We start from the raw sequence: 21,539 nt of genomic DNA, 5'->3' as shown, positions 1-21,539 counted from the left end.
GTTTCCCGGCAGAGCCGCAAGGAGAGAACATGACCGGACAGCGCTCCGAATGGAAGGTGACCGGGGTCGACCGGCAGGGGTATGCTGCCGTCGCCCCGGTCCTTCACGAGAGTCTGCTGTTCCCCGGCGACCCCGTCTCCTTCCTGGAACGGTGGCGTCCCCTGATGGACGCCCAGGGGTACGAGCGCGTCCTGGTGGCCTGGGACGGAGAGCAGGCGGTGGGCAGCACCAACGCCTTCCCCTTCGAGATGACCCTGCCCGGCGGGCCGCGCCCGGTGGCGGGGGTGACCGCGGTCGGGGTGTGGCCCACCCACCGCCGTCGGGGGGTCCTCACCGCTCTGATGCGCCGCCAGCTCGCCGACACGCGTGACCGTGGCGAGAAGGTGGCGGCGCTGTGGGCCTCCGAGGGCGGTATCTACGGGCGGTTCGGCTACGGCGCCGCCTCGGTCCAGCACCGGGTGAGCGTCGACCGTCCGCACGACCTCCTGTCCGCGGACGTACCGCGCGACCCCTCGCTCACCACGGTGCTCGCCCCGCCTCAGGAGGCCCGGGCCGACCTGGCCCGGGTGCACAGGGCCGTCGCTCCGACCCGGCCCGGCGACTACCAGCGAGACGAGTCCTGGTGGGACCGGCTGTTGCGGGACGACCCCCAGACCCGAGGGGAGTCCGGGCCGCTCAGGGCGGTGGTGGTCCACGACACCCGCGCACCGGTGGGCTACGCCCTGTACCGGAGCCACCGGGTCCCGGTGGCGGACGGCGGCCTGCGCGGGGTACTGGACGTTCGGGAGGTGGCTGCCGCCACCCCGGCCGCCCGCACCGCACTGTACGAGCACCTGTTCACCCGCGACCTGGTCATCCGGGTCAACTTCGAGCACCTGCCCGTGGACGATCCGCTCTGGTCCCTGGTCGCCGACCCCCTGCGTCTGGAGGTTCGGTCACGCGTCGCGCTGTGGATCCGTCTGGTGGACCTGCCCGGCGCCCTGGCTGAACGTTCCTACGCCGCCCCGGTGGACGTGGTCCTTGAGGTGGCCGACCGGCACGCGCCCTGGAACGCCGGGCGTTGGCGGCTGCGCGCGGACCGCGCCGGTGCCTCCTGCGATCCCGCCTCGGACGCCCCGGACCTGTCCCTTGACGCCGCCCACCTGGGGGCGGCCTTCCTGGGCCAGTTCACGGTCGGGGCCAAGGTGGCGGCCGGAACGGTCGCCGAGCACACCCCGGGCGCCGCCGACCTGCTCGACACCGCGCTGCGCGTGCCCCGCGCGCCCCTGTGCGGGGTGATCTTCTGAGGCATGTCGGACCCGCCCCGCCGGAGGCGGACGTGGCACGATCGGGACCGACTCCGTAGCCCAACCCCAGGGAGAGCGATGACCACGAGTGAAATCCTGCCGGGCGAGTACGTGCCGAGCCCGTCGAAGTTCGTCCGCGACCAGGTCGAACAGTACGAGCGCAGCGGCGGCCGCGAGGCCAACACCCTCATGGACACGGGCATGCCGGTCGTCATCCTCACCACGCGCGGCCGCAGCAGTGGCAAGGTCCGCAAGTCCGCCCTCATGCGGGTCGAGCACGACGGCGAGTACGCGGTGATCGGTTCCCAGGGCGGTGCGCCCTCGGACCCCGCCTGGGTGGGCAACTTGCGCGCGGCCCCCGACGAGGTCGCCCTCCAGGACGGCCCCGAACCCTTCGCCGCCCGCGCCCGCGAGGTGGAGGGGGAGGAGCGCCGGCTCTGGTGGGAGCGCGCGGTGGCGGCCTACCCGCCCTACGCCGACTACCAGGAGAAGACCGACCGGCTCATCCCCGTCTTCGTCATCTCCCGCGCTTCCTGAATCACCCGCGCCCCAGGCTGGTCGCGCTCAGACACCTGCGTGCATGAGCGCGACCCAGGCCGAGGGCAGGTGGTGCAGGTCCCTCTCCTTCGGGAAAGGGCCGCGTAACCGACGGTTCATCCGGTCTCGGACAACGCCTTGACCAGGTGTTCGACGTCCTCCTCGGTGTTGTACAGGTGGAATCCCACCCGCAGCCGTCCGTCACGGATGGCTGCGGAGATCCCCGCCTCGGCGAGGCGTTCGGCGGTGCCCTCGGGGGCCGGGAGCGACACGATCGCCGAGCCGGTCTCCGCCAGCCCCATCGCGTTCCGGAAGCGGTCGGCCAGGGCGGCGTCGTGTTCGTTGATGGTCGCCACCCCGACCTCGTTCAGCAGGTCCAGGGCGGGGGCCAGGCCGATCCACGCAGGCCACACCGGGGCCAAGTCGAGGCGGCGGGTTCCCTCGGCCAGGCGTAGCGGTCCGCCGTAGAGCGAGTCCCACGGGTCGGCGCCCGCGAACCAGCCGGGGGCCAGGGGTGAGAGTTGGGCGAGGGCTTCGGCGGTCCCGGTGAGGAAGGCCCCTCCCCGGGGGCCCAGCAGCCACTTGTAGGTGCTGCACACGATGTAGTCCACACCGTCGAGTGGGGTGGAGAGCCAACCCGCCGACTGGCTGGTGTCGAGCAGGAGCCGGGCGCCGTGGTCGGCGCAGGCGGTGCGCAGTTCCTCGATCGGGGCGATCTCTCCGGTGGCCGACTGGACGGCGGCGACCGCGACCAGGGTGGTGGTCGGGCCGACCTCCTCGGGCAGGCGGTCCAGGGGGACCTCGCGGACCCGGACCCCGTGCTCCAGCCGGGTCAACAGCGGGAAGGCGATCGAGGTGAACTCGCCCTCGGCGAGCAGGACCTCCGAGCCCGGCGGCAGACTCGCGGCGACGGTGCCGACGAACTGCGAGGTGTGGGTGCCCACGGCGACCCGGTCGGCGGTGACCCCGACCAGGCGGGCGTAGGCGCTCCGGGCGGCGTCGACGACGCTGTCGACGGCGCCTGGGGAGAACCCGCCGGTGGCCACCTCGCGGGTGTTCCGCTCCAGGGCCAGTCGGGCCGTGTGCGGGATCAGGCCGTGGGTGGCGGTGTTGAGGTAGGTGTTCCCGGGCGAGAACTGGCTTTGTGCTTGGCTCAGGCGAGCGCGGCCGGTGTGGTCCATGCCGCCGATGCTCACAGGCGCGGATCACGCGCTCAAGGGCCAATTCCGGGGTGGGAGGGGACCATTTCCGTTGCTCGGTCGGCTGTCAGCGGTCGGCTAGTTGCGGAACTTGGCCTGGGCGTCGGTGGATCCGGCCATCAGCTTGTTGAGCAGGCGGACCAGTTCGAGGCGCTCCTCGGGTTCGAGGGCCTCGGCCCAGGCGCTCTCGCGTCGGTTGTGGGCGCGGAACACGCCCAGGATCGCCCCGTATCCGGCTTCGGTGAGGCTGAGTTGAAGGGCCCGGCGGTCGTGCGTGGCGCGTTCGCGGCTGAGTAGTCCGTCGCGTTCGAGGGTGTTGAGCAGGGCGGACAGCGCGGCGCGGCTCATGCCGGATATCTCGGCGGTGGTCTTGGCCTCCATGGGTCCGGCCAGCCAGAGCGCGAAGAGCACACGGAACCCCGGCCAGGTCCAGCCCCGGGGGCGGTGGACGGAGGACTCCAGGTCGTAGATCACCATGCTGGTCGCCCGGTTGAGGGTGAGGACCATGCGCATGGCCTCGGCGTTGACCGAGGGGAGCTCCTTTTCGGCCTTGTGCACCGCGTAGTCCACGAATGACCAGAAGGTGAGTTCGTCAGAGGGTGCGGTGTTGTGAGTCACGCGGACCAGCCTAGTACGAGGCCGTCTCCTGCGTTTGCCTCCCCTTTGCTTCGTAGCCTTCCGGTTGTTTCCGCCCGGCCGGGCTCGCTGGGGTGTCCGGCCGCGAGTGTTCGCCCCTCGGGTTCGGGCGGTGGTGAGTAGCCTGAATGTGTGATCTGCATCACCTGCCGAGTAGCCGTGCGCCTCTTGGCGCTGTGGCCCGGAGCACGTTATGGTCAGATTCATCAAACGTTTGATTATTTGGGCGGCGGCAGCCGCCCGCGACGAGTGAAGGGTCTGACCATGGCAGCCAAGCCGTTCGCCTCATCCGCCGACACCGAGGCCAAGGAGCAGACCCTGGAGGTCCTCGCCGACGGCGTCTACGCCCTCACCGCCGAGGGCGACCCCAACGTGGGCGCCATCGAGGGTGAGGACTTCGTGGTGGCCTTCGAGGCCCTGGCCACCCCCACCGCCGCCAAGGAGTGGCTGGCCAAGCTCCGCGAGCACACCGACAAGCCCATCCGCTACCTGGTGCTCTCGCACTACCACGCGGTCCGCGTCCTGGGCGCCAGCGCCTTCGACGCCACCGTCATCCTCACCCACGAGAAGACCCACGAGCTGATTCGCGAGCGCGGCAAGGAGGACTGGGCCAGCGAGTTCGGCCGGATGCCCCGCCTGGCCAAGGACGCCGACTCCGTCCCCGGCCTGACCTGGCCCACCCAGACCTTCGCCGACCGCACCACCATCGACCTCGGCGGCGACCGCGGCGAACTGGTCCTGGAGTACTTCGGCCGCGGCCACACCGAGGGCGACATCGTCGCCTGGCTGCCCAAGCAGAGGATCCTCTTCGCCGGCGACCTCGTCGAGGCCCAGGCCGCCCTCTACACCGGCGACGCCTTCCACAAGGACTGGGCCGGGGCCGCCCTCGACAGCGTCAAGGCCCTCCGGGCCGAAATGCTCGTCGGCGGCCGGGGCGCCGTCAGCCGGGGCCGCGAGGAGGTCGACGCCGCCATCGAGCAGACCCGCAACTTCCTCGACGTGATGATCCGCGAGGTCGGCGCCGTCCACGAGCGCGGCGGCACCCTCAAGGAGGCCTTCACCGCCACCCACGCCGCCCTGGCCGACGACTACGGCCACTGGCCGATCTTCGAGCACTGCCTGCCCTTCGACGTCTCACGGCTGTGGGACGAGTTCCGCGGCATCGAGCGCCCGGTCATCTGGACCGCCGAGCGCGACCGCGAGGTCTGGGACCAGCTCCAGGGCTGATCCCCGCGCCGCCCTCCACCGCCCACCGCGCCCGTACGGGGCGCCCCACGAACGGAGCCGCCCATGCGCCCCCCAGCGCCCCGCACCCCGGCTGACACCGCCACCGACCCCGTCCTGGTGCTCGGCGCGGGCCCGGTCGGCCAGACCGCCGCCCTGCTGCTGGCCCGCCGTGGGGTCCCCGTACTGGTCGTCGACGGCCGCCCCGAACGCGACGCCGTCGGCTCCAAGGCCATCTGCCAGCAGCGCGACGTCCTCGACGTCTGGGACTGGCTCGGCGGCGGCCGCATCATCGCCGAAGGGCTGACCTGGGACACCGCCCGCACCTTCTACCAGGGGCACGAGCTGTTCAGCGTGCGCCTGCCCGACCCGGGCGCCTCCTCCCTGCCCTCCTTCGTCAACATCTCCCAGTCCCGCACCGAGGAGGTCCTCGACGACCTGCTCGCCCGGGCCGGGGTCCAGATCAGCTGGAGCCACGAGGTCACCGGCATCGACCAGGACGCCGACGGGGTCACCGTCGAGTGCGCCACCCCCGACGGCCCGGTGCGGCTGCGCGGCTCCCACGCGCTGTCCTGCATGGGCGCCCACGGCGGAGTGGTCCGCAAGGCCCTGGGCCTTGACTTCTCCGGCACCAGCTTCGACGACCGCTTCCTCATCTGCGACATCCGCGCCGACCTCGGCGACTGGGAACGCGAACGCCGCTTCTACTTCGACCCCGAGTGGAACCCCGGCCGCCAGGTCCTCATCCACCCCTGCCCCGACTCGGTCTTTCGCATCGACTGGCAGGTGCCCTCCGACTTCGACCTGGAGGCCGAGGAGTCCAGCGGCCGCCTGGACGCCCGCATCCGCCAGATCGTCGGCGACACCCCCTACGAGATCGTGTGGCACTCGGTGTACCGCTTCCACACCCGCGTCACCGACCGCATGCGCTGCGGGCGCGTCCTGCTCGCCGGGGACAACGCCCACCTGGTCGCGCCCTTCGGCGCCCGCGGCCTCAACTCCGGGGTCCAGGACGCCGAGAACGCCGCCTGGAAGCTCGCCTACGTCCGCGAAGGCTGGGCGGGGGAGGAGCTCCTGGAGAGCTACCACACCGAACGCCACGCCGCCGCCCTGGAGAACGCCGACGTCACCAGCGCCACCATGCGCTTCCTCGTGCCCCAGGACGAGGCCGAGCGCGAGCGGCGGATCAGCGTTCTGCGACAGGCCGTCACCGACGCCGGCGCGCACCCGAACGTGGACTCCGGGCGGCTGGCGGAACCGTTCTGGTACACCGGCTCCGCGCTGACCACCGCCTGCCCCGAACGCCCCTTCGGCGGCCGGCCCCCGCGCGGCCAGGCGCCCGTGCCCTGCCCCGGCGTGATCCTGCCCGACGCCCCCGTCACCGTGGCCGGTCGGCCCGAGGTCAAGCGCCTGCGGCCGCTGCTGCGCGAAGGGCTCACCCTGCTGCTGGGTGCTGGAGAAGGTGCGGCCGGAGAAGGCGGGGACCCGTCTGACCGCGAGGCCCTGCGCGCCCTCGTGCACGCCACCGCCACCGGAGCCACCCCGGCCCCGGTCACCACGCTGCACCTCGACGACATCGACGCCACCGGAGCCCTGCGCCGCGCCCTGGACCCCGGCCCCGGCCAGGTCTGGCTCGTGCGCCCCGACGCCCACGTCGCCGCCGTCGTCCCCGGTACGGACCCCGAAGCCGTCCGGGCGGCGGTGCGCACCGCCCTGGGCCACCCGGCCACCGACCCCGTCGACACGGTTCCCGCCTGACCCGGCCACCTGACTCGATCGCCCGGCCCGACCAGCCGACACGACCACTCGACCCGAACCGACCACGGAGGAGGACCCCGACATGGCGTACTACCGCAAGGTCGGCGAGGTGCCCCGCACCCGCCACACCCAGCACCACAACCCGGACGGCGGCCTGTACTACGAGGAGCTGATGGGCGAGGAGGGCTTCTCCGCCGACTCCTCGCTCCTGTACCACCGCGCCATCCCCTCGGCCATCGTCGACGCCGCCGAGTGGGAGGTCCCCGACCAGTCCCTGAGGCGCAACGCCCCGATGGTGCCCCGCCACCTCAAGCTGCACGACCTCTTCCAGGGCCAGGAGTGGAAGGCCAACGACGTCGTCGAGTCCCGCCGCCTCGTCCTGGGCAACGGCGACGTGCGCATCTCCTACGTGGTCGCCGGAGCCCCCTCGCAGCTGTACCGCAACGGCATCGGTGACGAGTGCGTCTACGTCGAGTCCGGAACCGCCCGGGTGGAGACGGTGTTCGGCGCCCTGGACGTGGGACGCGGCGACTACGTCATCCTGCCGCGCGCCACCACCCACCGCTGGGTGCCCACCGGAGACGAGCCGCTGCGCGCCTACGTGGTCGAGGCCAACAGCCACATCGCCCCGCCCAAGCGCTACCTGTCCCGCTACGGGCAGCTCCTGGAACACGCCCCCTACTGCGAGCGCGACCTGCGCGGCCCCGCCGAGCCCCTGCTCGTCGAGGGCGAGAACGTGGACGTGCTCATCAAGCACCGCGGCGACGGCCCCGGCGGTATCTCCGGCACCCGCTACACCTACCCCACGCACCCCTTCGACGTGGTGGGCTGGGACGGCTGCCTGTACCCGTACGTGTTCAACGTCGACGACTTCCAGCCCATCACCGGCCGTATCCACCAGCCGCCGCCCGTTCACCAGGTGTTCGAGGGGCACAACTTCGTCATCTGCAACTTCGTGCCGCGCAAGGTGGACTACCACCCCGAGTCCATCCCCGTGCCCTACTACCACTCCAACGTGGACTCCGACGAGGTCATGTTCTACTGCGGCGGCGACTACGAGGCCCGCAAGGGTTCGGGCATCGGGCAGGGCTCCATCTCCCTGCACCCCGGCGGTCACTCGCACGGCCCCCAGCCCGGCGCCTACGAGCGCAGCGTGGGCGTGCAGGCCTTCGACGAGCTCGCCGTCATGGTCGACACCTTCCGCCCGCTGGACCTGGGCGAGGGCGGCACCGCCGTGGACGACGGCAGCTACGCCTGGACCTGGGCCAAGGGCCGGCGCGAGCAGCGCGAACAGGGGGAGGGGTAGGCGTGCGCGACTCCGGACCCGCCCTGTACCGGGCCCTGTTCGACGACGCCGCGCTGTTCCCGCCCGGCAACGCGCCCATGGGCGAGGCGATCCCCGCCCACCGGGCGCACCGGGCCTCCCGGCGCGCCCCCTACGTGGGCCCGTTCCTGGTCGCGGACGCCCGCCTGGCCGAACTGCGCACGGTGCTCTCCCGTGACCAGGCCCACGGCGAACCGCTCGCGCTGGTGGTCACCGTCCCCGGCGGCGCCGACGGCCTGGCCGCGGCGGTGGACGCCGTGCGCTCCGACCCGGCGCTGAGCCTGGCAGGGGTGGAGGTCGCGGCCGCCCCGGGGGAGGCCGCCGACACCGCCGCCGCCGTGGTCAAGGCGATGGCGGGGGACGGCGGGGAGCCCGGGGCCGACGGCTACGTGGAGGTCGCCCGGGGGGAGAAGGCCACCGCCGACATCGAGGCCCTGGTCGGCACCGGCGCCCACGCCAAGTTCCGCACCGGCGGGGTCAGGGCCGAGGCCCACCCGAGCGAGACCGAGCTCGCCGCGCTGTTGGCCGCCGCGATCGGTGCGGGGGTGTCCTTCAAGTGCACCGCCGGACTGCACCACGCGGTCCGGCACACCACCGCCGAGGGTTTCGAGCAGCACGGCTTCCTCAACGTGCTGCTGGCCACCCACATCCTCCTGTCCGGGGGAACCGCCGCTGATGCCGCCGAGGTCCTGGCCGACCGGGACGGGCGTGCCCTGGCCGCCCGCGTCGCGGGGCTCACCTCCGAGCAGGTGGAGCGGGTGCGTTCGAGTTTCCGCTCCTTCGGCACGTGCAGCATCGTCGAGCCCCTGGACGACCTGGTGGTCCTCGGCGCGCTCAACCCCTGACCACACCTGCTCGCCGCACCCGTCTGACGTATCCGCCCGCCACACCCACTCGCAGAAAGCTCCACTCCATGCCCGACAGCTGGCTCGACATCGCTCCGGACGCGCAGTTCGGCCCGGCCACCCTGCCCTACGGTGTGTTCTCCACCGGGGACGACCCCGCCACCCGCCCGGGTGTGGCGATCGGCGACCAGGTGCTGGACCTGGGCGCGGCCGCCCGCACTCTCGGCGCACCCTTCGCCGAGGCCGTCTCCGGGCCCGATCTGGACGGCCTCCTGGCCGCCGGACGCCCGGTCTGGGACCAGGTCCGCGCGGCGGTCACCTCCTGGCTCACCGACCCCGCCCACGAGGCCGCCGTACGTCCGCACCTGGTGGAACGCGCCTCGGTGACGCTGCACCTGCCGTTCACCGTCGCCGACTACGTGGACTTCTACGCCTCGGAGCACCACGCCACCAACGTGGGCCGCATCTTCCGCCCCGAGCAGGAGCCGCTCACCCCCAACTGGAAGCACCTGCCCATCGGCTACCACGGCCGCTCGGGCACCATCGTGGTCTCGGGCACCGACATCGTCCGCCCCACCGGCCAGCGCAAGCCCCCGACCGAACCCGTCCCGGTGTTCGGGCCCTCGGCCCGCCTGGACATCGAGGCGGAGGTCGGCTTCGTCGTCGGCACACCCAGCCCGATGGGCGAGCGAGTGGCGGTGGACGACTTCGCCGACCACGTGTTCGGCGTGTTCCTGCTCAACGACTGGTCCTCGCGCGACCTCCAGGCCTGGGAGTACGTGCCGCTGGGGCCGTTCCTGGGCAAGTCGTTCGCCACCTCGATCTCCCCGTGGATCGTCCCGGTCAGCGCCCTGGAGTCGGCCCGCGTCGAGCAGCCCGCCCAGGACCCCGAACCGCTGCCCTACCTCAAGGGTTCACAGCCCTGGGGCCTGGACCTGCGTCTGGAGGTGCGGCTCAACGGTCACCTGGTCTCCAACCCGCCCTTCTCCCAGATGTACTGGACCGCGGCGCAGCAGCTCGCGCACATGACCGTCAACGGCGCTTCCCTGCGCACCGGTGACGTGTACGCCTCCGGTACCGTCAGCGGCCCCGAGGCCGCCCAGCGCGGCTGCTTCCTGGAGCTCACCTGGTCCGGCAGGGAGCCGCTCCGACTGCCCGACGGCACCGAGCGCACCTTCCTGGAGGACGGCGACGAGGTCACCATCACCGCCACCGCCCCGGGCCCCGAGGGCACCCGGATCGACTTCGGCGAGGTCACCGGCCGCATCCTGCCCGCGCGGTAGCCGCGCCAGGACCAGGACGCGCGAACGGGTGGGCGGCGGTGCGCAGCGCACCGCCGCCCACCCGTCCCCTCCACACCCGGTGTCCTCCGCTGCCCCCGTGCCGGCCGTCGGGGTCGCGGATTTGTCCCCGCTTGCCGGGAACGCGAGAATACTGGCGTCAACTCCCCGAGGAAGGCGCCCCCATGAGTGAGCAGCTCCCCCAGATCGACACCACCAAGGCCCATTCGGCCCGGGTGTGGAACTACTGGCAGGGAGGAAAGGACAACTACCCGGTGGACCGCGAGGTCGGTGACTACGTGCTCCAGGCCTACCCCGAGATGGTCGGTGCCGCCCGCGCCGACCGGCAGTTCCTCATCAGGGCCGTCACCTACCTGGCCAGGGAGTGCGGGGTCCGCCAGTTCCTGGACATCGGCACCGGGCTGCCCACCCACAACAACACCCACGAGGTGGCCCACGCGGTGGCCCCTGAGTCCCGGGTGGTCTACGTCGACAACGACCCCATGGTGCTGGCCCACGCCCGCGCCCTGCTGACCGGCGACGGCCTGAGCGAGGTGCACTACGTCGACGCCGACCTGCACGAGCCGGAGACCGTGCTCTCCGCCGCCCGGGAACACCTGGACTTCTCGCAGCCGATCGCCCTCACCATCCTGGGCACGATGGGGCACACCCCCGACAACGAAGTGGCCTACGCCGCGGTGGGTGCCTACGTGGACGCGCTGCCCTCGGGCAGTTTCCTGGCCATGTGCGACGGAACGGCCACCAGCGAGCCGATGATCGAGGCCGCCCGCCGCTGGAACGAGACCGCGGCGATCCCCTACCACCTGCGCACCCCCAAGGAGATCGAGGGCTTCTTCGCCGGACTCGACCTGGTGGAGCCCGGCGTCGTCTCCGCCCCCTTCTGGAAACCGGCGCAGGCCGAGGTCGGCAAGGCCACCGAGGTCGACCAGTACTGCGGAGTGGCCCGCAAACCCTGAGGCTCGGAGGGCACTTCGCAGCGAGGAGACCCGGCGGGCCCCCTGGATCCGTTCGGCCCCGGGGCCTGCCGGGGCCCTTCACCGGATCAGGCCAAGGGGCCTCGACGGGTGCGTGCCCTCCTCAGTACGGGGGCCGGGCCAGGTCCACGTGCGTGTGGGCGAATCCCCAGCGCTGGTAGAAGCGCTGTGCGCCGGTGTTGGCGGCGAAGGCGCGCACACGGGTCTCGTTGACGCCGCGCTCGGCCGCCCAGGCCAGGAAGCGGCGCATCAGTTCCGAACCCGCCCCGCTGCCGCGCGCCTGGGGCGCCACCCGCATGCTCTCCAGTTCCGCTCCCCGCACCGGGGGTCGCAGGGGATCGGGGCCGTTCAGCCGTCCCACCAGGTGACCGACGGGTCGCTGCCCGGTGAGGGCGAGCAGGACCAGGCCGTCGGGGGAGGAGATCAGCCGGGCATAGTACTCGGACCCCTCCCGCTCGGGCCAGGAGGGGTCCGCGTGCGGGTCGTGTCGGGCGCCGTCCTCGGCGAAGAGTCCGCTGACGGAGGCCACCACCGCGCCGAGGTCCTCGGGTGAGGCCTCCCGGATCAGGTGTTCGTCGGTGTCCATGGGGCGAGAGTACTCATCCGGGCCCGGATGATAAATGCCCATGGCTCCGGGAACACCGGTGCCCGCCCGGTCGGGGACCGGGCGGGCACTCTCACGGGGTGGTGCGCAGCACCGGGGCGGTACCGGCTACTTCACCAGTTCCTCGGCGGGGCCCTCGGGCTTGTCGTCCGCCTTGGCGGGCTCCTTCTCGCCCTCGCCGCGCAGGTGGGCGAGCAGGCGGGCCAGCTCCTTCTTGACGACCGGGGCCAGCAGGTAGAGGCCGATGATGTTGAACAGCGCCGCGGCGAACACCAGGGCGTCGGCCATGTCCAGGACCGCGCCCAGGGTCAGCACGGAGCCGATGACCAGGAACACGCAGTAGATGACCAGGTAGATCCGCTCACTGCGCTTGCCTTCGCCGAACAGGTGCGTCCATCCCTTGAGGCCGTAGTAGCTCCAGGTGATGACGGTGCTCAGGGCGAACAGCACGACGGCCACGGTCAGGACGTAGGGGAACCACGGCAGGACGGTGCCGAAGGCGTCCGAGGTCAGGCTCACACCGCCGGGCAGGGGCTCGCCCGCGGCGGCGGCCTCACGCGCCGCGATCCAGGACTGCGGGGAGGCGATGACGATGGTCAGCGCGGTCATGGTGCAGATGACGACGGTGTCCAGGAACGGGCCGAGCATGGCGACCAGGCCGGCGCTGGCCGGGTAGTTGGTCTTGACGGTGGCCAGCGCGATGGGGGAGGAGCCGATCCCGGCCTCGTTGGAGAAGGCCGCTCGCTGGAAGCCGATGATCATGGCGCCCAGGGCGCCGCCCGCGACACCGGTCGGGGAGAACGCGCCGCTGATGATCTGGCCGACCGCGTCGGGCAGCATGGGGATGTTCATGCCGATCACGACGACGCAGGCGAGCACGTAGACGATCGTCATGCTCGGAACGAGCTTGCTGGTGACCTTGGTGATGCTGGTGATGCCGCCGATGACCACGACACCCACGAGCAGCGCCAGGAACACACCGAAGACGAACGAGCCGGTGCTGCCGCCGAGCAGGCCCTCCTCGCCGCCGGTGACCGTCCGAAGCTGCTCCAGGGTCTGGTTGGCCTGGAACATGTTGCCGCCGGCCACGGCGAAGATGAGGATGAACGCGGCGGTCAGGCCGGCGAGGACCTTGCCGACGCCCGCCATGCCGCGCTCGGCCAGCCCCTTGGCCAGGTACTTCATGGGGCCACCGCTGACCTTGCCGCCCGGGCCGATCTCGCGGTACTTCACGCCCAGGGTGCACTCGGCGAACTTGACGGCCATCATCAGCAGGCCCGCCAGGATCATCCAGAAGGTCGCACCGGGGCCGCCGATGGTGACCGCGATGGCCACACCGGCGATGTTGCCCAGGCCCACGGTGCCGGAGACGGCCGCGGTGAGCGCCTGGAAGTGGGTGACCTCGCCCGGAGCGCCGTTACCGAGGCCCTTGCGGGCGATCTTGACGGCGGTGATCGGGTGGCGGAACTGAACGAACCCGAAGTACAGGGTGAGTGCGACGCCGGCGGCCACGAGCCAGGCGACGATCCACGGGAACTGGGCACCGAAGATCGTGACCTTGGCGAAGACCACGTCGCTGAGCACGGTGGCGATCGGGTTGAAGACGACATCGACGGCGTTCTCGATGGTCGCGCCGATGCCCCCTTCCTGGGGGACGGCGTCAGCGCTGAGCATGTAGCGCACCTTTCGGCCGGACGTGACGGTCAGGTCGGCCCGCGTGTCCCAGTGACTGGGCATCGGGGAACCGCGCGACTGCCTTGTGGGCAGTCGTGTCTGATCCGTCGGACGGAAGTGGTGAGTGAGGTTCCTGCCTCCACTGTGAGCGGAGTGTTAAGTCCGCCTATGGCTGAGCTTTAGCAGTACTTCACCTTCGGGATCCTAGAGCCAAAAAGTGGCATCCGGCACACAAGCCCCGAACATTTACTTTTGCCACATGAGGCACAGGAGGGCGGCGACGCTGTGTAATCAGTGATTACCTTTTGGGCCTGTTGGGGCGTTATCCCTTGTGGTTCAAGGGATGCGGGTGGCGGGCGCTGGCCAGCTCCGAGCTGCTGCTCCGGGCTGGGCGAGGCGGGATTTGTTGACTGTTTCGTTATTTTGTGACGTGGTTGCAGACAGTCATCAAAAAACCGATTATGGAATGATCGGATGAATTTAGCGGTGCTGTCCACCAGACCTCACCCCCCGTGTCGGGGCCGGCGACGGTCCGCTCGTGCGTGTGCCGCCCCCGTCGCGGGAGCGCGCCGTTGCCAGACGGCTTCGCCGACGCGGTGGTGGTGTTCGTGCGTCGCGTGCGAGGCGAACGTCCGCGCCTGGAGCAGTTCCAGCGCGACGGGCCTCGGCGCCCGGGGCAGGGGAATCCGACCCCTGCCTGCCTGCTGCGGGCTCTCCCTAGGAGCGTTCGTTCACCGGCGGGGAGCGGAGCCGGACGGTTGCTGGCTCCGGCGGCGCTGTTGCGGGGTCAGCCTCCGTGGCCCGTCGGCTCGGTGCTGGTCGCCAGTACCGTCCGCCGAAACGAGGCGACCAGCGGGCGTAGGTCGATCCGGTGCCAGGCCGCCCACAGCGGCACGCTCTGCTCGTACCAGGGCAGCTCCCGGACCAGGACGCCCTCCGGTGCCCCACGTGCCATACTCCGCTGGACCAGGGCCAGCCCCAAACCCGAGGCGACCAGACCCAGGGCACTGAGCGGTTCGGCCGCCTCCAGGGTGATCCTCGGTGTGAAACCCGCCCGGGTGCTGTCGGACAGGAAGGCGTCCCGCCAGTCCGGAAGCCGGGTGTTCTCGACCGCGATCCACGGCTGCTGGTCGAGGTCCTCGGGTGTGACGGCCTCCTTGTCGGCCAGCGCGTGCCCCACCGGTACGGCCAGTAGCAGGGGTTCGCTCGCCAGCAGTGAGCCGGTCAGGTCTGGATCGTCCTGTTCCGGAGGAGTACCGAGCAGGGCGATGTCGAGGCTGCGCTGTCGCAGTCCCTCCAACTGCTCGCCCGGGGGCAGGTCGTGGAGCGCCACGTGAACGTTCGGCCGCTCCTCGCGAAGACGGCGCAGCGCGCTCGGGAGTACACCGGTGTGCATGGCCTGGTCCACGTACCCGACACACAGGCCGCCCTCCTCGCCCCTGCCGAGCCTGCGCCCCAGCCCTTCGAGCCGGTCGGCGTGGCGCAGCAGGGACCGGGTCTCGCTCAGGAAGGTGCGCCCGTCAGCGGTCAGCCGAACGCGTCTGCGTTCGCGCTCGAACAGAGTCAGACCCAGCTCGCCCTCCAACTGCGCGATCTGGCGGCTCAGCGGTGACTGCGATATGTGCAGCCGCTCGGCGGCACGGCCCACGTGCTCGCTCTCGGCGACGGCCACGAAGTACCGCAGCTGACGAAGATCCAACATTTAAGACCTCCAGGGACTCAAGTCCGTTAAAACAAGTCTTGGACAGACTCAACTTCTGACCCTAGCGTCGAAGGCGCAGGTCCGGGAGCACCGCTCGGGGGAGGGTGCCGCCCGCCCGCACGACATTCGCGGCGAGAGAGCCGAAGAACACACGAGGGGAACACGCATGGGTATCAAGTCACTCCTGCCGGGGGCACTGGGATTCGGAACGGCCCCGCTCGGCAACATGTTCCGCGCCGTCCCCGAGGAGGAGGCCGCCGCCACCGTCGACGCCGCCTGGGAACAAGGCGTGCGCTACTTCGACACCGCTCCCTTCTACGGCGCCGGCCTGTCGGAGATCCGGCTCGGTGCGGCACTCGCGGGCAGGCCTCGTGAGGACTACGCGCTGAGCACCAAGGTCGGCCGCCTCGTCCTGGAAGAGACCGAGGACCCGAACAGCCGGGACCTGGGTGAGAAGGGCGGCATCTTCACCCACGGCCGGCCCAACCGGATCCGCAACGACTACTCGGCGGACGCCACCCTGCGTTCGATCCAGGACAGCCTGGACCGGTTGAAGACCGACCGGCTGGACATCGTCTGGGTCCACGACGTCGCACAGGACTTCTACGGCGACGAGTGGATCGCGGCCTACGAATCGGCCCGTACCGGCGCCTTCCGCACCCTGACCCGCCTGCGCGAGGAAGGGGTGATCGGTGCCTGGGGGCTGGGCGTCAACAAGGTGGAGCCGCTGGAGATGACACTCGACCTGGACGAGCCGACCCCGGACGCGTTCCTGCTCGCTGGCCGCTACACGCTCCTCGACCACGACCGGGCGCTCCAGCGACTGCTCCCCGACGCCGCCGCCCAGGGGGTCGACATCGTCGTGGGCGGCCCCTACAGCTCCGGCATCCTCGCGGGCGGTAGCACCTTCGAGTACCAGCAGGCGCCCGCGGCGATCATCACCAAGGTGGAACGGATCAGGGAACTGGCGGCCGGTCACGGAGTGAGCGTCAAGGCCGCGGCGCTGCAGTTCGCCCTGGCCGCCCCGGCCGTGGTGTCCGCCATCCCGGGAGCGACCAGGCCCAGCCGGGTCCGCGAGGACCGCGCCGCGCTCGACGAGCGGATCCCGGCCGCGTTCTGGGACGGGTTGCGCGAGGAAGGGCTGATCTCTCCCGACGCTCCGGTGCCCGCTGCCTGACCCGCCTCTTCCGGACACCGACACCGCCCGAACCGGGCCCAACTCCCACGGGCGGTCGTTTCCGGTGCCGGGCGCCCCAGGACCCCGGCACCGGCTCCCGGCACCGACTGACGGAGCGCGTTCGCGTAACCGCTGGCCCCGGCCCTCGCGACGGCCTTTCACGGAAGCTGCGCGGTGCCCGCCAACGCACCCGGCGCCCAGACTCAGGACGGGGCGCCTACCGGTGGGGGATGTCCACGCCCGCGGCGCGCAACCGCCCCTCGACCAGTCTGCCCATCCGGGCCATCGCCGGGCTCTCGTCCTCACGGTGCTGGTTGAGCATCCTGTACCGGGAGGTGTCCGTGCGGGTCCGCAGGCTTTCGGGGATCGTGAGCAGCTCGGGGTCGGCGAGGAAGGCATCGGCCACGGCGGTCGCGAGCTCCTCGAGACGGGGGTCGTCAGGGGACCAGTCCCTGGCCTCCCAGCACCGTTTGTTCAAGGCCACGAACCCTGGATCGCCCAGGGCGTGCTCGGCCCCGGTGAGGAGCGAGTCGAGGCTTTCGGGGGCCATGGCCCTGGTCAGCACCATGCCCTCGCGGTAGGCCGCCACCGCCTCCGGGGGCAGGCCTACCTCGGCCGCCCGCGCCAGTAGCGCGCAGGCCCGCTCCGGCAGCAGCGCCCGGTCGCCGTGGGTCAACCGCTCCAGCTGGTCGCGGCGCGCGGTCAGCTCCTCGATCCGCTCGGTCAGCCGCTGCCTGATCTCGACGAGGTCTGCGGCGAACCGGCGCGGGTCGGCGTCGAGCAGTTCACCGATCCCGTCCAGGGGCACCCCGGACTCGGCCAGGGTCCGCACCTGAACCAGGCGCAGCAGTTCGGACGACCCGTAGCGGCGATAGCCCGAACCGTCACGGGGAGGTTCGCCGACCAGCCCGAGACGGTGGTAGTGGCGAATGGTCTTGACGGTGACGTTGGCGAAGGCCGCGGCTCGGCCGATGGTGACACCGTTGGTCATGGTGGTCAGCTTTCGCGGGTGAGGGCGGCGAGTTCGCGGGCGGCCTCGGCGATGGCGCGGAAGTCCTTGCGCACGATCGTGCCGTGGTCGCTGGCGACCTTGGCGCTGATGGTCAGGTTCGGGTTGCGGGCGCGTACCGGGTCGAGGGTGCGGCGCATCTGCTCCTGCTGGTCATTCTCGCTCCCCAATCCCTCCCCTGAGGCGACCACGTACCGGAGCGGGACGGTCAGGCCTTCGAGAAGGGGCTCCAGGGCCGCGTGCAGCAGGTGCGCCTCGATGTTGATCTCGGCGTGCTGCCGGGCGCTCATCCGCGCCGCGTTGCCGACGAGGCGGGCCGCCGGCAGTACCCACCGGTACCGGTGGGTACTGCCGGCGGATGCGGTCGTGGGAGGCTTCGTCGGTCCAACCGCAGGGGAAGGGGCCGTCGACCCCGACCACCCCGGTGACACGGTCCGGACAGCGGTTGGCCCAGTGCGCTCCGATCAACGCCCCGTAGGACCAGCCCACCAGAATCGGTCGCTCCACCTTCCGGGCTTCGAGAACTGCGTCGAGGTCGCGGATCGTGGCTTCGAAGGAGTAGTCCGCTGAGCGCTTGGACCGGCCGCGGGCGCGTTCGTCGAAGGTGATGTGCCGCCACCCGGGCCCCAGGGCCCTGATGACGGGCCGCCAGTGCCGCTTACCGGCGTAGGAGCCGTTCAGGTAGACCACGGGGGTACCGGAACCGCCGGTGTCGTGAACGGCCAGCGCGGTGTCCTCCACCGGCAGCATGCCTTTCCAGGGCCGGGGATGCGTGTTCGTGTTCGAGTTCGTCATGGGACCAGCGTCCGGATTGACCCTGGGTCAAGGTCAAGGGGCGTGCCGAGAAACATGGGGTCGGGCCATCGGGGGCGGATCCAAGGGGCCCAGGGCCTCGGCCCGTGTGTACAGGTAGCGCTGACGGGGCAGGCTGGTCGCCAACCGGGCCGCTTCCAGATAGCTTTCCCTCGCCGCCTCCCGGTCTCCCGAACGCTCCAGCAGGTGGGCGCGGGCCGCGTGCCAGCGGTGGTCGGCGGTGAGGCCGCGCTCCCCGCCGAGGTCGCTCAGCCGGGCCAGGCCCGCCCGCGGCCCGTCGACCATCGCCACGGCGACGGCGTGGTTCAACCAGACCACGGGGTTGTCGGAGAGCTCGGTGAGCAGCTCGTACAGCGCGCGGATCTGCGGCCAGTCGGTGTCCTCGAAGTCCGGCGCCTCGTCGTGCAGGGCGGCGATGGCGGCCTGGAGCTGGTAGGGGCCCACGTCCCCGCCCGGCAGGGCCTCCTCCACCAGGGCTACCCCCTCCGCGATCAGTGTCGCGTCCCACAGCGAACGGTCCTGCTCGGCCATCGGCACGGGTTCCCCGCGGGGGCCGGTGCGGGCCGGACGGCGGGCGTCGGTGAGCAGCATCAGCGCCAGCAGGCCGGTGACCTCGTCGTCCTCCGGCAGCAGTCGGTGCAGCAGCCGGGTCAGCCGGATGGCCTCGGCGGACAGCTCCACCCGGTACAGGCGCGGACCGGCCGTGGCCGCGTACCCCTCGTTGAAGACCAGGTAGAGCACGTGCGCGACCGCCGCCACCCGCCCGTGCAACTCGTCGGAGGGCGGCAGCCGGAAGGTGAGCCCGTCCTCCCTGATCCGCCGCTTGGCCCGGCTGATCCGCCGCGCCATGGTGTCCTCGGGCACCAGGAACGCGCGGGCGATCTCCGCAGTGCCCAGACCACCCACCGCGCGCAGCGTCAACGCTATCTGGGAGGGGCGCGGCAGCGCCGGGTGGCAGCACAGGAACAGCAGGACGAGCGTGTCGTCGGAGGCCGTCGGTGTCCGGTCCGCCGGGGGAGCGGTACGGTCCCGGGGCAGCACCCACGCGCTCACCCGTTCCTCGCGCCGCCTGCGGGCCTGGTCGCGGCGGAGCAGATCGGTCATCCGCCGCGAGGCCACCGTGATCAGCCAGGCCCGAGGGTCGGCCGGGACGCCTTGGCCCGGCCACTGTCCGGCAGCGGCCAGCAGGGATTCCTGGACGGCGTCCTCGGCGGTGTCGAAGTTGCCGTACCTCCGCACCAGCGCGCCGAGGACCTGCGGGGCCAGTTCACGCCACAGGTCCTCGAGCCCCGTCCGCTCCGCACTCACCATCCGGCTGTTCAGATCCCCAGGTCCTCCATGTTCTCGGCGATGGGTCGCACGTCCACCCACTCACCCTCGAACCCGGGGCGGACCAGGTCGGCGGCGATCTCGGTGGCCCGGTCGTAGCTCGCGCACTCCACGATCGTGTACCCGACCAGTACCTCCTCGGTCTCGGGGTAGGGGCCGTCGGTGACCACCGTGTCCCCCTGGCGCAGGGTGACCCGCCGCGCGTGCGCGGGCGGGGTGAGCCCCCGGGCCTCGACCAGTTCCCCGGACTCCTCGAGCCTGCGGTGGTACTCCTCCATGAACCGGTGCATCTGCTGCACCTCGTCCCGGCTCAGCATCCGCTCCGGCGGCTGCTCCGGCACGGGACGGCCGGCCATCATGGCGAAGTCGTTCTGGGTCGCGTACATCATGATCAGGTACTTCATGGTCTGGTTCCTTCCCAGAACGCCCCGGCGGCGCTCTCACCCGGTACGTCGAAACCGGACCCGCGAACCGGACACCCCGCGAGGACTCCTCCCCGGGTCCTTGGCCGCCCCGACCTGGTTCACCGGTGGGTCAGCACGTTGACCACCCGGCCGTTGGGATCGCGGACGAAGAACCGGCGCACGCCCCACTCCTCGTCCCGCAGCGGGTGCACGATCTCCGCGCCCCGATCCAGCATCACCGCGTGGACGGCGTCCACGTCGTCGACCTCCACGCTCATGTCGGGCACGACCGGCGCGGACTCGTCCCGGCTCATGAACATGACCTGAGCCGTCGGGTTGGCGGGGGACGCGAGCGTCATGACCCAACCCAGGTCCATGACGGTCTCGAACCCGAGTTGCCCGTAGAAGTCCCGGCTCTCCTCCATGGCCTCGGACTGGATGTCTGGCACGACCCGGCGGACGGACATGGGTTGAACCTCCTGGCAGTCGGTGACGGATACGCTCGCGATCCTCCCCAAGGGGCGCTGTTCCATTGCTCTTCCCGGAGCCCGGATTCGCCACTCCCTCCCACCGGTGCCCGATCACCGTCCGCTGGCGGGCAGGACCACCCCGGCTCCGGGCGGTACCGGCCACACACCGCTGTTCCACCGCTGGAGACGAGGCGGGGAACCGTTCCACCGACCCCGGTTCGGGGCCGCGGGTCCCGTGTCGCACACAGAGCGGTGGTGCTGTGCCAACGGCAGGCGCGCTCCGAGCGGAACGTGCTCCGAGCGGAACGTGCTCCGCGCGGAGCGTGTTCCGCACGGCCCCCACGGCGCCCGGTCAGGGCCTGGACGCCGTGATCGTTCCCAGCAGGCTGAGGGCCTCGGCGCTGGGGCTGCCCGGCTCCGCCTGGTAGCAGAGCAGTTGCTGGCCCGGTGTCTGGGCGACGTCGAAGGTGTGCATCCACAGGGTCAGCTCACCCACGGCCGGATGCACGAACTCCTTGATCTCCAGGCGTTTGCCGCGGGCGCGGTTCGCGGCCCACATCCTCGCGAACTCCGGGCTCGCCCCCAGCAGGCCGTCGATGACCGAACGGATACGCGGATGCTCCGGCGCCCGCCCCTCGGCGAGACGTATTCCGGCGACGGCGTTCTCCGCGGCGAGTCGCCAGTCGGCGTAGAAACCGCGGGAGTCCGGGTCGAGGAACACCTTCTCCAGCAGGTTGCGGCTGACCGGGAACCCGCAGAAGAGGGCTTCCCCGAGCATGTTGCCCGCGAGAACGTCGTAGGCGGCGTTGACGATCAGCGCCGGGGTGCCCGGCCACGAGTCCATGAGCCGCACCAGGTGCGGGTCGACACGACGTGTGCTGAGATCGGCGCGCGGGAGCGGTGCGAGCCCGGCCAACCGGTAGAGGTGGCCGCGTCCGTCGTCGTCGAGAGCGAGGGCGTCGGCGAGGGCGTCGAGCACCTGCGCTGAGGGCCCGGTCTCCCGCCCCTGTTCGAGGCGGACGTAGTAGTCGACGCTCACGTCCGCGAGCATCGCGACCTCCTCCCGGCGCAACCCGGGCACCCGACGCCGCGCGTTACCGCGCAGCCCGACACTCCCGGGGGAGGTCGCGTCACGGCGGGCGCGCAGGAACTGCGCCAGGGGCGGTGGTGTCATGGTGCGACGCTACCCCGGACCCCGCCGAACAGGGAGGGTGCGTCGCACCCAGGCTCGCACCGGCCTGGCCCGTCGGGCGGTTGGCGCGCACAGTGGTGC

The 21,539-nt window shown here is 71.4% G+C and carries 21 protein-coding genes; 9 read left to right on the top strand and 12 right to left on the bottom strand.

Annotated features, from left to right (window positions below):
• Positions 1-29: 29 nt before the first annotated feature.
• Together HNR07_RS08205 and HNR07_RS08200 are read left to right on the top strand one after the other, a co-directional pair.
• The gene (locus HNR07_RS08205) at positions 30-1,286 is read left to right on the top strand and encodes a GNAT family N-acetyltransferase (protein ID WP_184364029.1); all 1,257 of its coding nucleotides are present in this window, start codon (positions 30-32) and stop codon (positions 1,284-1,286) included.
• A 78-nt stretch (positions 1,287-1,364) separates the two neighbouring features.
• The gene (locus HNR07_RS08200; protein ID WP_184364026.1) at positions 1,365-1,823 is read left to right on the top strand and encodes a nitroreductase family deazaflavin-dependent oxidoreductase; all 459 of its coding nucleotides are present in this window, start codon (positions 1,365-1,367) and stop codon (positions 1,821-1,823) included.
• 116 nt (positions 1,824-1,939) lie between these two features.
• Here the strand turns inward: HNR07_RS08200 and HNR07_RS08195 are convergent, their stop codons facing one another.
• Both HNR07_RS08195 and HNR07_RS08190 read right to left on the bottom strand, forming a co-directional pair.
• A complete protein-coding gene (locus HNR07_RS08195) occupies positions 1,940-3,004 on the bottom strand; it encodes an aminotransferase class V-fold PLP-dependent enzyme (protein WP_184364023.1) in 1,065 nt (354 codons plus the stop codon).
• Between the two features lie 96 nt (positions 3,005-3,100).
• A complete protein-coding gene (locus HNR07_RS08190; RefSeq protein ID WP_184364020.1) occupies positions 3,101-3,640 on the bottom strand; it encodes a MarR family winged helix-turn-helix transcriptional regulator in 540 nt (179 codons plus the stop codon).
• 282 nt (positions 3,641-3,922) lie between these two features.
• On the opposite strand from HNR07_RS08190, the gene HNR07_RS08185 reads away from it, so the two are divergent.
• The 6 genes from HNR07_RS08185 (at position 3,923) to HNR07_RS08160 (ending at position 11,066) form a co-directional block, all read left to right on the top strand.
• Positions 3,923-4,885 (top strand): MBL fold metallo-hydrolase, encoded by a 963-nt coding sequence (locus tag HNR07_RS08185; RefSeq protein WP_184364017.1) that lies wholly within the window; start codon positions 3,923-3,925, stop codon positions 4,883-4,885.
• Between the two features lie 63 nt (positions 4,886-4,948).
• On the top strand, positions 4,949-6,640 hold the full coding sequence (locus tag HNR07_RS08180) for an FAD-dependent monooxygenase (RefSeq protein ID WP_184364014.1): 1,692 nt from the start codon (positions 4,949-4,951) through the stop codon (positions 6,638-6,640).
• 82 nt (positions 6,641-6,722) lie between these two features.
• A complete protein-coding gene (locus tag HNR07_RS08175; protein WP_184364012.1) occupies positions 6,723-7,946 on the top strand; it encodes a homogentisate 1,2-dioxygenase in 1,224 nt (407 codons plus the stop codon).
• A gap of 2 nt (positions 7,947-7,948) precedes the next feature.
• Positions 7,949-8,809 (top strand): hypothetical protein, encoded by an 861-nt coding sequence (locus HNR07_RS08170; protein ID WP_184364009.1) that lies wholly within the window; start codon positions 7,949-7,951, stop codon positions 8,807-8,809.
• A 68-nt stretch (positions 8,810-8,877) separates the two neighbouring features.
• Positions 8,878-10,092: a fumarylacetoacetase gene (gene fahA / locus HNR07_RS08165; RefSeq protein ID WP_184364006.1), complete on the top strand. Its 1,215-nt coding sequence runs from the start codon at positions 8,878-8,880 to the stop codon at positions 10,090-10,092.
• A 182-nt stretch (positions 10,093-10,274) separates the two neighbouring features.
• On the top strand, positions 10,275-11,066 hold the full coding sequence (locus HNR07_RS08160; RefSeq protein ID WP_184364003.1) for an SAM-dependent methyltransferase: 792 nt from the start codon (positions 10,275-10,277) through the stop codon (positions 11,064-11,066).
• Between the two features lie 121 nt (positions 11,067-11,187).
• Here the strand turns inward: HNR07_RS08160 and HNR07_RS08155 are convergent, their stop codons facing one another.
• The 3 genes from HNR07_RS08155 to HNR07_RS08145 form a co-directional block, all read right to left on the bottom strand.
• Positions 11,188-11,670 carry a GNAT family N-acetyltransferase gene (locus tag HNR07_RS08155; protein ID WP_184364000.1) on the bottom strand — a complete coding sequence of 161 codons (483 nt, stop codon included), beginning with the start codon at positions 11,668-11,670 and terminating at the stop codon, positions 11,188-11,190.
• Positions 11,671-11,796: 126 nt separating this feature from the next.
• Positions 11,797-13,425: an alanine/glycine:cation symporter family protein gene (locus tag HNR07_RS08150; RefSeq protein ID WP_246420183.1), complete on the bottom strand. Its 1,629-nt coding sequence runs from the start codon at positions 13,423-13,425 to the stop codon at positions 11,797-11,799.
• Positions 13,426-14,149: 724 nt separating this feature from the next.
• Entirely contained in the window at positions 14,150-15,064 is a 915-nt protein-coding gene (locus tag HNR07_RS08145) for a LysR substrate-binding domain-containing protein (protein ID WP_184363996.1), read from the bottom strand.
• A gap of 166 nt (positions 15,065-15,230) precedes the next feature.
• Here HNR07_RS08145 and HNR07_RS08140 point away from each other — a divergent pair, with 166 nt between their 5' ends.
• The gene (locus HNR07_RS08140; RefSeq protein ID WP_184363993.1) at positions 15,231-16,241 is read left to right on the top strand and encodes an aldo/keto reductase; all 1,011 of its coding nucleotides are present in this window, start codon (positions 15,231-15,233) and stop codon (positions 16,239-16,241) included.
• A 217-nt stretch (positions 16,242-16,458) separates the two neighbouring features.
• Here the strand turns inward: HNR07_RS08140 and HNR07_RS08135 are convergent, their stop codons facing one another.
• The 7 genes from HNR07_RS08135 to HNR07_RS08110 all read right to left on the bottom strand — a co-directional run bounded on the left by HNR07_RS08135 (position 16,459) and on the right by HNR07_RS08110 (position 21,440).
• A complete protein-coding gene (locus tag HNR07_RS08135; RefSeq protein WP_184363990.1) occupies positions 16,459-17,232 on the bottom strand; it encodes a MerR family transcriptional regulator in 774 nt (257 codons plus the stop codon).
• Positions 17,233-17,237: 5 nt separating this feature from the next.
• Positions 17,238-17,420 (bottom strand): hypothetical protein, encoded by a 183-nt coding sequence (locus HNR07_RS36070; protein ID WP_376769909.1) that lies wholly within the window; start codon positions 17,418-17,420, stop codon positions 17,238-17,240.
• Positions 17,404-18,000: an alpha/beta fold hydrolase gene (locus HNR07_RS36065; RefSeq protein WP_376769973.1), complete on the bottom strand. Its 597-nt coding sequence runs from the start codon at positions 17,998-18,000 to the stop codon at positions 17,404-17,406. Before HNR07_RS36065 ends, HNR07_RS36070 begins: the two co-directional genes overlap by 17 nt.
• Before the next feature lie 78 nt (positions 18,001-18,078).
• A complete protein-coding gene (locus HNR07_RS08125; RefSeq protein WP_184363987.1) occupies positions 18,079-19,374 on the bottom strand; it encodes an RNA polymerase sigma factor in 1,296 nt (431 codons plus the stop codon).
• Between the two features lie 8 nt (positions 19,375-19,382).
• A complete protein-coding gene (locus tag HNR07_RS08120) occupies positions 19,383-19,796 on the bottom strand; it encodes a YciI family protein (protein WP_184363984.1) in 414 nt (137 codons plus the stop codon).
• 119 nt (positions 19,797-19,915) lie between these two features.
• A complete protein-coding gene (locus HNR07_RS08115; protein WP_184363982.1) occupies positions 19,916-20,263 on the bottom strand; it encodes a VOC family protein in 348 nt (115 codons plus the stop codon).
• 355 nt (positions 20,264-20,618) lie between these two features.
• Positions 20,619-21,440 carry an MmyB family transcriptional regulator gene (locus tag HNR07_RS08110; RefSeq protein WP_184363979.1) on the bottom strand — a complete coding sequence of 274 codons (822 nt, stop codon included), beginning with the start codon at positions 21,438-21,440 and terminating at the stop codon, positions 20,619-20,621.
• Positions 21,441-21,539 lie beyond the last annotated feature (99 nt).

Origin of the sequence: Nocardiopsis metallicus (assembly GCF_014201115.1) — a bacterium.
Lineage (GTDB): Bacteria > Actinomycetota > Actinomycetes > Streptosporangiales > Streptosporangiaceae > Nocardiopsis > Nocardiopsis metallicus.
This window is presented reverse-complemented; position numbering and strand designations above follow the sequence as displayed.